Raw genomic sequence first — 14669 nt, forward strand, 5'->3', positions numbered from 1 at the left:
AGTTAGGGCCAGCGTGCACCGGGGGTCCGACAACTACCGGCGCACGAACCGCACACCGAGCACCGGTTGCGTTGCTCGTCCGTCGGCGAACTCCGCTGACCACGGCCAGCGGCCCCTGCCGTCGGCCCACACCAGCTGAAGCGCTCGAATGTCCGGTCCACCGAACGCCACCGCCCAGCCCATGTGCGCGTCTGGGTGCCCGACTTCGACCGTCTCGATGCGAGGTCCATCGGGCAGGGAGATCTGCTGCCCCGGAGTCAGCACGTCGCCGCTCACAGACCTTCGTGCCACCATGTCCAGCAGCCGCAATGCACGCGCCGGTGATACCCCGGTGATCAGTAACTCGGGCAGGTCCCAGTCATGAAGCCCGATTGTGTAAGCGTATGGCCTGCGGTCGCTTTCGACGTATTGCACTGTCCAACCCTTCTTGCGGATCTTGCCCTGCAACAGGTCGTAGTAGTCGTCGCGCGTCGCTCCGGGGTGATCGCACAACCAGCACATGACGCCCTTCCTGTTGTCGTAGTTGGGGGCCAGCGTGCACCGGGGGTCCGACAAATCCGTCCTGCTGCCAGAATCGGACGGTGCCCACAGCAGGTCCCGTCAACGGTCGCGTCTCGAACTGGTTCGTCAAATACCCGTCCCCGCGCCCACCGCTGCCGGGAACCCGAGATGCCGACGTATGCATCGTCGGCGCCGGATACACGGGCCTGTGGACGGCCTACTATCTCAAACGGGTCGACCCATCATTGCGAATTGTGGTGCTGGAGGAGCGATTCGCCGGGTTCGGCGCGTCGGGCCGCAACGGCGGCTGGCTGTCCGGCCTGGTGCCCGGCGATCGCCACCGCATGGCAGGGCTCTACGGCCGCGAGCGCGTGCTGGCGTGGCAGAAAGCCCTCAACGACTCCGTGGACGAGGTCATCGACGTCGCGTCGCGCGAAGGCATCGACGCCGGCATCGTCAAGGGCGGGACCATGCAGATCGCCCGCAACCCCGCCCAGGCGTCGCGACTGGCCGCCGAGATCGACGAAGAACTGAAGTGGAAGATCGACGGCATCGCTGCGCTGACGAAAGACGAAGCGACACAACGCATTCAGATCGACGGAGTGGTATCGGCATATCACACTCCGCACTGCGCACGGGTGCAGCCCGCCAAACTCGCGCGCGGTCTGGCCGATGCGGTCGAACGGCTCGGCGTCGACATCTACGAGATGTCGCTCGTCACCAAGATCGAAGCGGGACGGGTGACCACGCCGATCGGCACCGTCACGGCGCCGGTCGTATTGCGCGCTACGGAGGGTTTCACGGCGTCGTTGCCGGGGCTGCGGCGTCGCTGGCTTCCGATGAACAGCTCGATGATCGCCACCGAGCCGATACCCGACAGCGTGTGGGAGTCCGTCGGCTGGACAGGCTGCGAGACCCTCGGCGACACCGCGCACGGTTTCTTCTACGCGCAGCGCACCGCCGACAACCGGATCGCCATCGGCGGCCGCAGCGTGCCGTACCGGTTCGGCTCGCGGACCGATCTCGACGGGCGCGTCCCCGAGCGCACGATCAAGCACTTGACCGCGACCCTGCACCGCATCCTGCCGCAGGTGCGAGACATCCCGATCGCCCACGGCTGGTGCGGGGTACTGGCCGTGCCGCGTGACTGGTCGGCCAGCATCGTGCACGACAAGGCGACCGGCCTCGGCTGGGCCGGCGGATACGTCGGCCACGGCGTCACGGCCACCAACCTGGCCGGCCGCACGCTGGCCGATCTGGTCCTCGACCGCCACAGCCCGCTTACCGAGCTGCCCTGGGTCGGCCACCGCTCACGCAATTGGGAGCCCGAACCGTTGCGCTGGCTCGGTGTGCGCGGAATGTACCTGGCGTACAAGGCCGCCGACTGGCATGAGGCGCGCGGCGGCCGAACGACCTCGCCGATCGCCGTCGTCGCCGACCGGATCGCCGGCCGGCCGCACTAGAGCGCTTCGGCCTTCTCCTTCAGCCGCTGCAACGTCAGCTTGATGTGCTCGGCGTTGGCCGCGTCCCGGTCCCGTACGCCGGTGCCGACCCACGCCGTCTTGCTGAACCAGCCGGGACGTCGGTCCCAGGTCCGCTCGGTCACGCGGCACCCGCCGTCGGCATCTGCAATGTCGTAGCGCCACCGCGCGACGGGCACACCGAGGTACCGGACGTCGAACGCGAAGGCGCGTCCCGGCTCGGCATCGGTGACAGTGCAGGTGGTCGACCAGCGGAAGAAACCGTTGCGATTGTGGCCTTTGAACACCGCGCCTGGACGTGCGGTGTTCCCCTCGCGCCAGTCCATGGCCTGGGCTTCCTCGGCCAGCGACGCCAAGGTGGGTAGATCGGTGATCAGGTGGTAGACGGTCTCGGGGTCGGCATTGATGCTCACCTCGGCCTGTGCGGAGGCGGCGCCCGGATCAGTCATGCCGGCGATCGTATGTTGGCTGCCAGGAACATATGGCGGGTCTGGGCATGTTGCGTTGTAGAGACACCGTTCGTCAGGAGAGCAGCCATGACCGACCGACCCGTACTTGAGCCCACCGAGACCCATCCGATCACCGTCCAACCGACCGGCAAGCACGTGACCGTGAAGGTCAATGGCGAGGTGGTAGCCGACACCGACAACGCGTTGACGCTTCAGGAGTCCACGTACCCGGCGGTGCAGTACATCCCGTTTGCGGATGTGGTGGGCGACCGGTTGAAGCGCAGCGACACCGAGACGTACTGCCCGTACAAGGGTGAGGCCAGCTACTACCACGTCGTCACCGGCGCCGGCGAGACCGTCGACGACGCGATCTGGACCTACGAACAGCCGTATCCGGCCGTGGGTCAGATCGCTGGACATGTCGCGTTCTATCCGGACAAGGCGGACATCGCGGTCGCATAGCCTGGCCTGGTGCACAGTTCGGCCAGCGTCGTATTCGACGGGCCTGCCAGCCCTGGCTTGACCCTCTCGCCGCTGCGCCGCGGCCGCGGCGACCCCTGCTATCACGATGCCCCCGACGGCGCGATCTGGCGGACCAGCCTGATGCGCAGCGGACCGGTGACCGCCCGTGTCACGCAGTCGGCGCCGAATACCGTCGACTGTGAAGCATGGGGCAGTGGCGCAACGGAATTCGTCGAAACGCTGCCCGCCCAGTTGGGCGTCGACGACGACCCATCCGGGTTCGCCCCTGACGAACCGACCATTGCCGCGGCGCTTGAACGCGTCCCGCATCTGCGGCTGGGGCGCACCGGCCGCGTGCTGGAGGCGTTGATCCCCGCGGTGCTCGAACAGCGCGTCTACGGCATGGATGCGCGCCGGGCCTGGCGCAAGCTGGTGACGAAGTTCGGCTCACCGGCACCAGGGCCCGCACCTGAGCACATGCGCGTTCCGCCGACCGCCGACGTGTGGCGCCGTCTCCCGTCGTGGGAGTTCCACAAAGCCAACGTCGACCCTGGCCGGGCCCGCACAATCGTCGGCTGCGCACAACGCGCGGACTCGCTGGAGCGGCTGGCAGCCAGGCCGCCCGAGCAGGCGCGTATGGCGCTGATGTCGCTGCCGGGAGTGGGGGAGTGGACCGCGGCCGAAACAGCCCAGCGCGCGTTCGGAGATGCCGACGCGCTGTCCGTCGGTGACTTCCATCTGTCGAAGATGGTGGGTTGGCGCCTTCTCGGTTACCAGATCGACGATGCGGCGATGCTCGAGCTGCTCGAGCCGCTGCGACCGCACCGTCACCGCGCCGTGCGGCTGCTGGAAGTCACCGGGCCGGCGCATGCGCCGCGGCGCGCACCGCGTCAGGCGATACCGAATCTTCGCGCGATCTAGCGGTGATTACCGGCTATGCCGGATGGGTACACGTCGCGGGACAGTCGATCATGCGAAGGAGCTATTGATGACTGAGTTCACAATCCCCGGCTTGTCCGAGAAGGACGGCAACAAGGTTGCCGACCTGCTGCAAAAGCAGCTCAGCACGTACAACGATCTACACCTGACGCTTAAGCACGTGCACTGGAACGTCGTCGGCCCCAACTTCATCGGCGTTCACGAGATGATCGACCCACAGGTCGAATTGGTGCGCGGTTATGCCGACGAGGTGGCGGAGCGCATTGCGGCCCTTGGCAAGTCACCGCAGGGCACACCCGGCGCGATCATCAAGGACCGCACCTGGGACGACTACTCCGTCGAACGCGACACGGTGCAGGCCCACCTTGCTGCTCTCGACCTGGTGTACACCGGCGTGATCGAGGACACCCGCAAGGGCATCGAGACGCTAGAGGATCTGGACCTGGTGTCGCAGGACATGCTCATCGACCACGCCGGCGAGTTGGAGAAGTTCCAGTGGTTCGTGCGAGCCCATCTGGAGAACTCCGGCGGGCAGCTGGCCAGCGCCGGCGCCAAGACCGAGCGCGCCGCGGCCAGCAAGGCGAAGAAGAAGGCACCGGTCAAGTAGTCGAGGGCTCCTCCAGGGCATCGTCGCGCACCGGACGGTCGGCCAGTTCTTCGTTGCGGCCGAACAGGTATGGGTAGGCGATGCCCGCGATCGCCGCTCCCAACAGTGGTGCCAGCCAGAACACCCATAGCTGAGCCGGTGCGCCGTTGCCGTTCAAGAATGCGACGCCGGTGGATCGCGCCGGGTTGACCGAGGTGTTGGAGATCGGGATTGAGATCAGGTGGATCAAGGCCAGGGTGAGGCCGATCGCCAAGCCGGCGAACCCTTTTGGAGCACGGTCGTCGGTGGAGCCAAGGATGACCAATAGGAACATGCCTGTCAGTACGACCTCGGCGATGATCACTGCCCACAGTGAGAAACCACCGGGGGAATGTTCGCCGAATCCGTTGGCGGCCATATTGCCGTGCCGACCCGGCCAGCCTTTCTGTCCCTTGGCTATCACCCAGATCGCTCCGCCCGCCACCAATCCGCCGATCACCTGTGTAATCCAGTAGGCGGGCAACGCTTTCCACTCCACGCGGCGTGCCAGCGCCGCACCAAGCGTGACGGCGGGGTTGAAGTGACCGCCGGAGATCGTGCCGAATGCGTACACACCGGTGAGCACCGTCAGGCCGAATGCCAGTGAGACACCGAGGAACCCGATACCCAGCGACGTGTGCCCGGATGTGAACTTGGCGGCGAACACCGCGCTGCCACACCCTCCGAACACCAACCAGAACGTTCCGAGGAACTCTGCTGCCAGTCGGTGCAGCATTGTCGGCTCGCGCATGCGTGACTCCTTCGTCCGATGTGAAGCCATGCGCCGAGGGTGACACGCCTTGGTTGCGGCAGGGCCGGTCGTGGCCGAATCGTGCCTGGATGGCAACCTTCGCGACCCGCGCGTGACCTTTTACCGTTCGCCCATTGCGAATTCGTCGACCCTGTTGTTGCGGCTGACGATCAGTGGATCGGTCTTGGTGAACGGGAAGTTCGGCAGATCGTCGATGTGCATGTTGAATGTCGCGGCCAACACTTCACGGGAGTAGGCACTTGCCGAGGCGCGGTAACCGATATCGCCCGGTGTGGGCTGGTCGAAAAAGATCGCGAAGTGGATGTCGGGCGCGTCGACGACCTCGATGTGATGCGGATAGGCGCGTGGGATGAAATACACGTCGCCCTCGTTGAGGTACCAAGTGTCGAGCGTACCGTCGGGATCCATCACCGTCATCCGGCCTTTCCCTTTGTGCACGTAGCCCATTTCGGCGGTGACCGGATGCCAATGCGGTTCGCGCATGCCGTCTTCGCGGATGCGCAGCGAGTACATCGACAGGTCCTTGAGCGCCGGCCAGAACTGCAGCCGAGCCAGCCGGGCCGAGCCGACGGCGAGACCGATGGGTGGACTCTGCGCTTCGACGGCGAACTTGTGCGGGTCGTCGAAGCGAGCGTTGGGCGGAACGACCGGGTCGCCGTTGCGCCGCGCCAGCTTGCGGTCGATGGTGTCGCGGCGCATCTTGGCGAAGTCGGATGCGGGCAAGTCGTAGGTGTTTCCCAGTACGGCGTCGGTCATCGCGCCGAAAGCCGCTGCAAGACCGAAGTCTTCGGGCCGCTCGCTGCGGAACGAGAGGATGAACTCCGCCGGATCTTCGCCGATGTTCTCAATGTGATGCAGCGACCCGGAGTCGATGTGGAACATCTCGCCGGCGCTGATCGTGAAGCTGGAGAACTTGCTGTAGGTGTCCAACACCGAGACCAGCGACGTGCCCGACACACAGTAGGTGAGCTCGTTGCAGTCGGCGTGCCAGTGCGGCGTCCGCATGGCGCCGGGATTGATGACGATGCGCTTGATGGACATGCCGGACAGAATCGGGAAACTGTCGGCGGTGACCCGTCTGATCGAGCCGAGGTCGTTCTCTTCGACGATTTCACCATCGGTCAGCGACGTGGCGTGCCTGCTCGGTGTAGTTGCCATGGCGGAAGCTTCTCACTGACGGACCGGTCAGAAGCGTCGATCCGTCAACTGCCACCGCGTTTCTCGATGGACGCTTCGTCGGGCATCCGCTCGCGAAGGCTGTCATAGATCGGCGGCGATCCAACGAAGTACGCCACGAGCACCGCCGCAGCCGTCGCGGCCATCATCGGCACGAGCACCTCGGTCGTGGCTGTCATCTCCGTGACGACGACCATCCCCGTGACAGGGGCGCGCACCGTAGCTCCGAAGAATGCAGCCATTCCGACGAGCGCCATCGGAACCGCTAACTGCGTTGCGTTTCCGGGCCACACCAAACCGAAGCCGCCTGCGAAGAGCAGTCCCCACAGCGCGCCAACTGCCAGCAGCGGCGCGAACAGCCCTCCGGGCACCGCCGCCGAGTACGACAGGGGGCCGGCGATGAACCGCACCGCAAGGATGCCGACGACGACGGACGCAGCGATGTGTGGTCCGCCGAGGATCCGTTGGGTGAGGTCTTCGCCGCCGCCCACCCCGAGCGGGTATATGAACATCGCGAGCCCGATGACGGCGCCGATGACGGCCGCCTTCGCCAGGGTCGGGATCCGGCGAATCGCCGCGACATGGTCAAGGAACCACAACACCAACCGGTTGTAGGCAGCACCCAGGCATCCGGTCAGCAATCCGAAGACGACGAAGAGGGGCAACCAGGCGAGCGCCGTATCGCCTATGGGTTCGACCCGAAAGTCGGCGTGGTTGCCCAGGACAAACCGAGAGCAAGCCACCCCTGCGACAGCCGAAAACAGCGTCGCCAGCACGGTTTTCACACGAAATGACTTCGTGACCTCTTCGAGGGTGAAGAGCGTGCCTCCGATCGGCGCGTTGAAGGCTACCGCCAGGCCGGCGCCGCCCAACGCTGTCTGCATCATCCTGACCTCGGAATCGGGCAGCCTGGCACGTCGCGCCGCTTCGGCGCCGATCGCCGCGCCCATGTGCACCGTCGGCCCTTCGCGACCCAGCACGAGGCCCGATCCGATGCTCAACACACCACCGACGAACTTCGCCGGAAGCAACCGGATGAGCGGTGGCTGGGCCTCACCCAGAAAGACCGCCTCAACATGCTGGATACCGCTTCCTGCGGCGAGTGGCTCCCACCGCACGATCAGGGCGGCCAAGGTTGCACCAGCCGCGGCTGCGGCCATGGGAACCAGCCAGCCGGGCCCCGGTAACTTGTGTGCAAAGTCGACGAGGTCGATACGCAGGTCATCGGCCTTCTGCAGACACCAGCGGAACGCGCCGCCGACGAAGCCGATGAGCACCCCCGCGATGATCGCGGTGAGGCAGATATGTAATGAACCCCGCATGGAATCGTCGGGTTCATCGGGACGCGCCGTCGGTGCCGTCATCGTGCGAGCAACCGTTCTCCTTCACGCCGGATAACCCGGATCCCAGTCTCGCAGATCGTGACGGGCGTTACCGGGCAGCGACTCGAAGTCGCGAATGGACGCTGCCTTGGCTGGGCGATGTGGGCGAGTGGGTCCAGCATGGTGACATGGGCAAAACCTATGGGGTGCACTGGTTTACAACGTGAGCTTGATACCAGTTGAGGGGCGGTGCGTGGGCGACCACCGGGTTGGTGGTACCTCCATCGAGGCATGCGATCTTGATGTCCGCGCCGTCGATGGGTGTGGTGCCACGGTTGGCCGTCGAAGGCCGGTCTCCAGGCGCTTCTCTAAGAATCTGACTAGGCTTTGTGCAAATGCGTGTGATCTTGTCATGGCAGCGTACAGACTTTGTCCTTCATCACAGCAAATATTGTGGATGAATGGACCAGGAGTGTGATTTACCCCGCAGCTAGCAAATCCCCCCGCCCCACGGTTGAAAGATTAACCGCGGCAACGTTATTCGTTCGTTATCTAAGTCGCGACTGTCAACTGGCCTTAGCGGCCAGCCGAGTATAGTTAGGCTCGACTAAGTTGGCATGTCAGGCGGGGTTTGTCATATCGTTTTCTCCACTTGTGGCGAGTGGGGTAGGGCCGTCGTTCAGTGCTGCACGGAGGCACCGCCACCGCCAAACCGGCTAATGCCGTCGCTGACGGCTGCCATGAATGCTTCGCGAAGGCGTGCGAGAAAAGGGTAGGTGGGAATGGCGCCCCGTATTCAAGGGCTGTACAACCCCGCGTTCGAGCACGATGCGTGCGGCGTGGCGATGGTCGCCGACATGCACGGCCGCCGCAGTCGCGACATCGTCGACAAGGCCATCACGGCCCTGCTGAACCTGGAGCACCGCGGTGCCCAGGGCGCCGAACCGCATACCGGCGACGGCGCGGGCATCTTGCTGCAGGTGCCCGACGCGTTTCTGCGCGCTGTTGTCGAATTCGACCTGCCCGAATACGGCAGCTATGCGACCGGCATGGCGTTCCTGCCCCAGTCATCCAAGGACGCCGCCACGGCGTGCGAGGCCGTGGAGAAGATCGTCGAGGCCCAAGGGCTGCAGGTGCTCGGCTGGCGCGAGGTGCCGACCGACGAGTCGTCTCTTGGCGCGCTGGCGCGCGACGCGATGCCGACTTTCCGCCAGCTGTTCATCGCCGGCGCATCGGGTATGGACCTCGAGCGCCGTGCGTACGTTGTGCGCAAGCGTGCCGAGCACGAACTCGGCACAAAGGGCCCTGGTCAAGACGGCCCTGGTCGCGAAACCGTCTATTTCCCAAGCCTTTCCGGTCAGACGTTCGTTTACAAGGGCATGCTCACGACGCCTCAGCTGAAGGCGTTTTACCTTGACCTGCAAGACGATCGGCTCACCAGCGCACTGGGCATCGTGCACTCGCGGTTCTCCACCAACACGTTCCCGTCATGGCCGCTGGCCCACCCGTTCCGGCGCATCGCCCACAACGGCGAGATCAACACCGTCACAGGTAACGAGAACTGGATGCGGGCGCGCGAGGCGCTGATCGACACCGACGTCTTCGGCTCGGGCGATGCCTTCGACAAGATCGTCCCGGTCTGCACGCCGGGGGCATCGGACACCGCGCGATTCGACGAGGTGCTCGAACTGCTGCACCTGGGCGGGCGCAGCTTGCCGCACGCGGTGCTGATGATGATCCCCGAAGCGTGGGAACGCCACCCGTCGATGGACCCGGCGCGGCGGGCGTTCTACCAGTACCACGCATCGCTGATGGAGCCGTGGGACGGCCCGGCGTCGATGACGTTCACCGACGGCACCGTGATCGGCGCGGTGCTTGACCGCAACGGCCTTCGCCCGTCACGGATTTGGGTCACCAACGACGGCCTTGTCGTGATGGCGTCCGAGGCCGGCGTGCTCGACCTCGACCCGTCGACCGTGGTCAAGAAGATGCGGCTCCAGCCTGGCCGCATGTTCCTTGTCGACACGTCGGCGGGCCGCATCGTCGACGACGAAGAGATCAAGGCCGAGCTGGCCGCCGAGCAGCCGTACCAAGAATGGCTCGACGCGGGTCTGTTCCACATCGACGAGCTTCCGCCTGGCGACTACGTGCGCATGCCGCATCACCGAGTGGTGTTGCGCCAGCAGATCTTCGGTTACACCTACGAGGAGCTCAACCTGTTGGTGGCGCCGATGGCGCGCACCGGTGCCGAGGCGTTGGGTTCGATGGGCACCGATACTCCGATCGCCGTGCTGTCGGCGCGGCCGCGGATGCTCTACGACTATTTCCAGCAGCTGTTCGCCCAGGTGACCAACCCGCCGCTGGACGCCATCCGTGAAGAGGTGGTGACCAGCGTGCAGGGGACGCTCGGTCCCGAGGGCGACTTGCTGAACCCCAACGCCGAGTCCTGCCGCCAAATCGTGTTGCCGCAGCCGATCCTGCGCAACGCCGAGCTGTCGAAGCTGATGTGCGTCGACCCCGATCACGAGATCCGCGGTCACAAGCACGGCATGCGCGCAGCCGTGATCCGTTGCCTGTATCCGGTGAACCGGGGCGGCCAGGGGCTCAAGGAAGCCCTCGACAACGTGCGGGCGAAAGTGTCGGCGGCCATCCGGGACGGTGCGCGCATCATCGTGCTCTCGGACCGCGAGTCCAACGAGCAGATGGCGCCGATCCCGTCGCTGCTGTCCGTTTCGGCCGTGCACCACCACCTGGTCCGGGAACGGACCAGAACCAAGGTCGGCCTGGTCGTGGAGGCCGGTGACGCCCGCGAGGTGCACCACATGGCTTGCCTGGTGGGCTTCGGCGCGGCCGCGATCAACCCCTACATGGCGTTCGAATCCATCGAGGACATGGTCGACCGCGGTGTGATCACCGGTATCACCAGTGATCAGGCCAAGGCCAACTACGTCAAGGCGGCGGGCAAGGGCGTGCTGAAGGTGATGTCCAAGATGGGCATCTCGACGCTCGCGTCGTACACCGGCGCGCAGCTGTTCCAGGCCATCGGCATCAGCCAGCAGATGCTCGACGAATACTTCACCGGTTTGACCTGCCCGGTGGGCGGCATCGACCTCGACGACATCGCCGACGACGTCGCTGCCCGCCACGCGCTGGCCTACCTGGACCGGCCCGACGAGTGGGCGCACCGCGAACTCGAGGTCGGCGGCGAATACCAGTGGCGCCGCGAGGGTGAATACCACCTGTTCAATCCGGACACCGTGTTCAAGCTGCAGCACTCGACCCGCACCGGGCAGTACTCGATCTTCAAGGAGTACACCAAGCTTGTCGATGACCAGAGCGAGAGGATTGCCTCGCTGCGTGGCCTGCTGAAGTTCGCCGAAGGCGTCCGCCCGCCCGTGCCGTTGGACGAGGTGGAGCCGGCGAGCGAGATCGTCAAGCGGTTCTCGACCGGCGCGATGAGCTACGGCTCGATCTCCGCCGAGGCGCACGAGACGTTGGCGATCGCGATGAACCGCCTTGGCGGCCGGTCGAATTCGGGCGAGGGCGGCGAGGACGTCAAACGCTTCGAACACGACGAGAACGGCGACTGGCGACGCAGTGCCATCAAGCAGGTGGCTTCCGCACGCTTCGGCGTCACGAGCCACTACCTGACCAACTGCACCGACATCCAGATCAAGATGGCCCAAGGTGCGAAACCCGGTGAGGGCGGCCAGCTTCCGGGTAACAAGGTCTACCCGTGGGTGGCAGAGGTGCGCCACTCCACGCCGGGTGTCGGCCTGATCTCACCGCCGCCACACCACGACATCTACTCGATCGAGGATCTGGCGCAGCTGATCCACGATCTGAAGAACGCCAACCCGCAGGCGCGCGTGCACGTGAAGCTGGTCAGCGAGAACGGCGTCGGCACGGTGGCGGCGGGCGTGTCCAAGGCGCACGCCGATGTGGTGCTCATTTCGGGGCACGACGGCGGCACCGGCGCGACGCCTCTGACGTCGCAGAAGCATGCGGGCGCGCCGTGGGAGCTGGGCTTGGCCGAGACGCAGCAGACCTTGCTGCTCAACGGGTTACGTGACCGGATCGTCGTGCAGGTCGACGGGCAGCTCAAGACGGGCCGCGACGTGGTGGTCGCCGCGCTGCTGGGCGCCGAGGAGTTCGGCTTCGCGACGGCGCCGCTGGTGGTGTCCGGCTGCATCATGATGCGGGTCTGCCACCTCGACACCTGCCCGGTGGGCGTGGCGACACAGAACCCGGTGCTGCGTCAGCGGTTCACCGGCAAGCCGGAGTTCGTCGAGAACTTCTTCATGTTCATTGCTGAGGAAGTTCGGGAAATGATGGCGCAGTTGGGCTTCCGGACCGTCAATGAGATGGTCGGACAGGTCGGCTCGCTGGACACCACCCGCGCGGCCGAGCACTGGAAGGCCTACAAGCTGGACCTGTCGCCGGTGCTGCACGAGCCGGAGTCGGCGTTCATGAACCAGGACCTGTACTGCAGCTCGCGTCAGGACCACGGCCTGGACAAGGCGCTCGACCAGCAGTTGATCGTGATGTGTCGTGAGGCGCTCGACTCGGGTACACCGGTGCGGTTTTCCACGACCATCGCGAACACCAATCGGACCGTCGGCACCATGCTTGGTCACGAGGTCACCAAAGCTTATGGCGGGCAAGGCCTTCCCGACGGGACGATCGACATCACATTCGACGGGTCGGCCGGTAACAGCTTCGGAGCGTTCGTGCCCAAGGGCATCACGCTGCGCGTGTACGGCGACGCGAACGACTACGTCGGCAAGGGCTTGTCCGGTGGCCGCATCGTGGTACGCCCGTCGGACAGTGCGCCCGAAGACTATGTCGCCGAGGAGAACATCATTGCCGGCAACGTGATCCTGTTCGGAGCCACCAGCGGGCAGGCGTTCTTGCGCGGTGTCGTCGGCGAGCGGTTCGCGGTCCGCAACTCGGGCGCGCAGGCAGTGGTCGAGGGCGTCGGTGATCACGGCTGTGAGTACATGACAGGCGGCAAGGTGGTCATCCTCGGTTCGACCGGACGCAACTTCGCCGCGGGCATGTCGGGCGGTGTGGCTTACGTCTACAACCCCGAAGGCTCTTTCGAGGACAACCTCAACTCGGAGATGGTTGACCTCGAGGCGCTCGACGGCGAGGATGTGGCCTGGCTACGCGACACAATCCAAGCGCATGTGGATGCTACGGATTCTGCAGTCGGGCAACGCATTCTGGCCGACTGGGAAGGAGCACTGCAGCACTTCGTGAAGGTGATGCCGCGCGATTTCAAGCGGGTGCTCGAGGCGAAGGCGCAGGCCGAACGTACCGGCGAGGACGTCGACGAGGCGATCATGGCGGCCGCCAATGCCTGATCCCAAAGGTTTCCTCAAGTACACAAAGCGCGAGACCCCGCCACGGCGGCCGGTCCCGCTGCGATTGCTCGACTGGAAAGAGGTCTACGAGGACTTCTCCCACGACACGCTGCGCGAGCAGGCCACCCGCTGCATGGACTGCGGTATCCCGTTCTGCCACAACGGGTGTCCGCTTGGCAATCTCATCCCCGAGTGGAACGATCTCGTACGCACCGACCGCTGGCGCGACGCGATCGAGCGGCTGCATGCGACCAACAACTTCCCGGAGTTCACCGGCCGGCTGTGTCCCGCACCGTGTGAGGGCTCGTGTGTGCTTGGTATCAACCAGGATCCGGTCACGATCAAACAGGTCGAGGTCGAGATCATCGACAACGCCTTCGAGGAAGGCTGGGTCGTCCCGCTGCCGCCAGGTCAGCTGACCGGCAAGACGGTCGCGGTCGTCGGCTCCGGACCGGCCGGCCTCGCGGCCGCACAGCAGCTCACTCGCGCCGGGCACTCGGTGACGGTGTTCGAGCGCGACGACCGCATCGGTGGCCTGCTGCGCTACGGCATTCCCGAATTCAAGATGGAAAAGCGCCACATCGACCGCCGTTTGGCACAGATGGAGGCCGAGGGGACCGTCTTCCGTGCCGGCGTGAACGTCGGCGTCGACATCCCCGCCAGGCAGCTGCGGTCCGAGTTCGATGCGGTTGTGCTGACCGGCGGTGCCACCGCGTGGCGTGACTTGCCGATTCCGGGCCGTGAGCTGGACGGCATCCATCAGGCCATGGAGTTTCTGCCGTGGTCCAATCGCGTGCAGCAGGGCGATCCGGTGGTCGACGAGGACGGTCTGCCGCCGATCCACGCGAAGGGCAAGAAGGTCATCATCATCGGCGGTGGCGACACCGGAGCCGACTGCCTTGGCACCGTCCACCGCCAGGGTGCGGCGAGCGTGCACCAGTTCGAGATCATGCCCCGCCCGCCGGAGACCCGCGCGGAGTCGACTCCGTGGCCGGTCTACCCGTTGATGTTCCGGGTTTCCTCGGCGCACGAGGAAGGCGGCGACCGGGTGTACTCCGTGAACACCGAGGAGTTCATCGGCCGCGACGGGCATGTCACCGGGTTGCGCGGGCATGAGGTTCGCATGGAGGGCGGCAAGTTCGTCAAGGTCGAGGGCACCGAGTTCGAGATGGAGGCGGACCTCGTCCTGCTTGCGATGGGCTTCGTCGGCCCCGAGCGCGAAGGCCTGCTGACCGACCTCGGCGTGGAATTCACCGATCGCGGAAACGTCGCGCGCGACGCCGACTTCCAGACGACGCTGCCTGGTGTTTTCGTCGCGGGTGACATGGGCCGGGGTCAGTCGCTGATCGTCTGGGCGATCGCAGAGGGCCGTGCCGCAGCGGCTGGTGTGGACCGCTATTTGATGGGCCGGACCGCGCTTCCGGCGCCGATCAAGCCCACCGCGGTGCCTCAGCGGTAATTACCGGCAACGTCAGACCTGGCGGTTAGCGGCGTGTCCGCTTCGGATAGCAACGGTCTGACCAGCAGACTGGTTGCACTTTGCCGCCGCAACCTGCTCAATTTCCAAGTCTGCGCG

General features: G+C 65.5%; 11 protein-coding genes. 6 read left to right on the forward strand and 5 right to left on the reverse strand.

Annotated elements, in window-relative coordinates; translation table 11 throughout:
- Positions 1-33: 33 nt before the first annotated feature.
- Positions 34-555 carry a DUF4262 domain-containing protein gene (locus tag ACWW36_RS09755; protein WP_456141340.1) on the reverse strand — a complete coding sequence of 174 codons (522 nt, stop codon included), beginning with the start codon at positions 553-555 and terminating at the stop codon, positions 34-36.
- A gap of 26 nt (positions 556-581) precedes the next feature.
- Here ACWW36_RS09755 and ACWW36_RS09760 point away from each other — a divergent pair, with 26 nt between their 5' ends.
- Positions 582-1964, forward strand: a complete 1383-nt coding sequence (locus ACWW36_RS09760) for an NAD(P)/FAD-dependent oxidoreductase (protein ID WP_456141341.1) — start codon at positions 582-584, stop codon at positions 1962-1964.
- Here the strand turns inward: ACWW36_RS09760 and ACWW36_RS09765 are convergent.
- The gene (locus ACWW36_RS09765) at positions 1961-2431 is read right to left on the reverse strand and encodes an SRPBCC family protein (RefSeq protein ID WP_456141342.1); all 471 of its coding nucleotides are present in this window, start codon (positions 2429-2431) and stop codon (positions 1961-1963) included. The two genes, ACWW36_RS09760 and ACWW36_RS09765, sit on opposite strands and share 4 nt — an antisense overlap.
- Before the next feature lie 87 nt (positions 2432-2518).
- On the opposite strand from ACWW36_RS09765, the gene ACWW36_RS09770 reads away from it, so the two are divergent.
- The 3 genes from ACWW36_RS09770 to ACWW36_RS09780 all read left to right on the forward strand — a co-directional run bounded on the left by ACWW36_RS09770 (position 2519) and on the right by ACWW36_RS09780 (position 4439).
- Positions 2519-2893: a DUF427 domain-containing protein gene (locus tag ACWW36_RS09770; protein WP_456141343.1), complete on the forward strand. Its 375-nt coding sequence runs from the start codon at positions 2519-2521 to the stop codon at positions 2891-2893.
- A 9-nt stretch (positions 2894-2902) separates the two neighbouring features.
- Positions 2903-3814 (forward strand): DNA-3-methyladenine glycosylase family protein, encoded by a 912-nt coding sequence (locus ACWW36_RS09775; protein ID WP_456141344.1) that lies wholly within the window; start codon positions 2903-2905, stop codon positions 3812-3814.
- Between the two features lie 67 nt (positions 3815-3881).
- Positions 3882-4439: a Dps family protein gene (locus ACWW36_RS09780; RefSeq protein WP_456141345.1), complete on the forward strand. Its 558-nt coding sequence runs from the start codon at positions 3882-3884 to the stop codon at positions 4437-4439.
- On the opposite strand, the gene aqpZ is transcribed toward ACWW36_RS09780, so the two are convergent.
- The 3 genes from aqpZ to ACWW36_RS09795 all read right to left on the reverse strand — a co-directional run bounded on the left by aqpZ (position 4432) and on the right by ACWW36_RS09795 (position 7727).
- Positions 4432-5208, reverse strand: coding sequence for an aquaporin Z (gene aqpZ / locus ACWW36_RS09785; protein ID WP_456141346.1), 777 nt, complete (start codon positions 5206-5208; stop codon positions 4432-4434). The genes ACWW36_RS09780 and aqpZ overlap by 8 nt on opposite strands.
- 120 nt (positions 5209-5328) lie before the next feature.
- On the reverse strand, positions 5329-6387 hold the full coding sequence (locus ACWW36_RS09790) for a cupin domain-containing protein (RefSeq protein WP_456141347.1): 1059 nt from the start codon (positions 6385-6387) through the stop codon (positions 5329-5331).
- A 44-nt stretch (positions 6388-6431) separates the two neighbouring features.
- Complete coding sequence (locus ACWW36_RS09795; RefSeq protein ID WP_456142428.1) at positions 6432-7727, reverse strand: ClC family H(+)/Cl(-) exchange transporter; 1296 nt, start codon at positions 7725-7727, stop codon at positions 6432-6434.
- Between the two features lie 782 nt (positions 7728-8509).
- Between ACWW36_RS09795 and gltB the strand changes: the two genes are divergently transcribed.
- Both gltB and ACWW36_RS09805 read left to right on the forward strand, forming a co-directional pair.
- Positions 8510-13093 (forward strand): glutamate synthase large subunit, encoded by a 4584-nt coding sequence (gltB, locus tag ACWW36_RS09800; protein WP_456141348.1) that lies wholly within the window; start codon positions 8510-8512, stop codon positions 13091-13093.
- Positions 13086-14552 (forward strand): glutamate synthase subunit beta, encoded by a 1467-nt coding sequence (locus ACWW36_RS09805; protein ID WP_456141349.1) that lies wholly within the window; start codon positions 13086-13088, stop codon positions 14550-14552. Before gltB ends, ACWW36_RS09805 begins: the two co-directional genes overlap by 8 nt.
- Positions 14553-14669 lie beyond the last annotated feature (117 nt).

The organism is Mycobacterium sp. MMS18-G62 (genome assembly GCF_053877835.1).

Bases quoted from the DNA above. Each gene is read 5' to 3' on its own strand.
- ACWW36_RS09805 (WP_456141349.1), top strand. From the start codon at position 13,086: ATGCCTGATCCCAAAGGTTTCCTCAAGTACACAAAGCGCGAGACCCCG.
- aqpZ (WP_456141346.1), bottom strand. From the start codon at position 5,208: ATGCGCGAGCCGACAATGCTGCACCGACTGGCAGCAGAGTTCCTCGGA.
- ACWW36_RS09795 (WP_456142428.1), bottom strand. From the start codon at position 7,727: ATGCGGGGTTCATTACATATCTGCCTCACCGCGATCATCGCGGGGGTG.
- ACWW36_RS09765 (WP_456141342.1), bottom strand. From the start codon at position 2,431: ATGACTGATCCGGGCGCCGCCTCCGCACAGGCCGAGGTGAGCATCAAT.
- ACWW36_RS09770 (WP_456141343.1), top strand. From the start codon at position 2,519: ATGACCGACCGACCCGTACTTGAGCCCACCGAGACCCATCCGATCACC.
- gltB (WP_456141348.1), top strand. From the start codon at position 8,510: ATGGCGCCCCGTATTCAAGGGCTGTACAACCCCGCGTTCGAGCACGAT.
- ACWW36_RS09780 (WP_456141345.1), top strand. From the start codon at position 3,882: ATGACTGAGTTCACAATCCCCGGCTTGTCCGAGAAGGACGGCAACAAG.
- ACWW36_RS09790 (WP_456141347.1), bottom strand. From the start codon at position 6,387: ATGGCAACTACACCGAGCAGGCACGCCACGTCGCTGACCGATGGTGAA.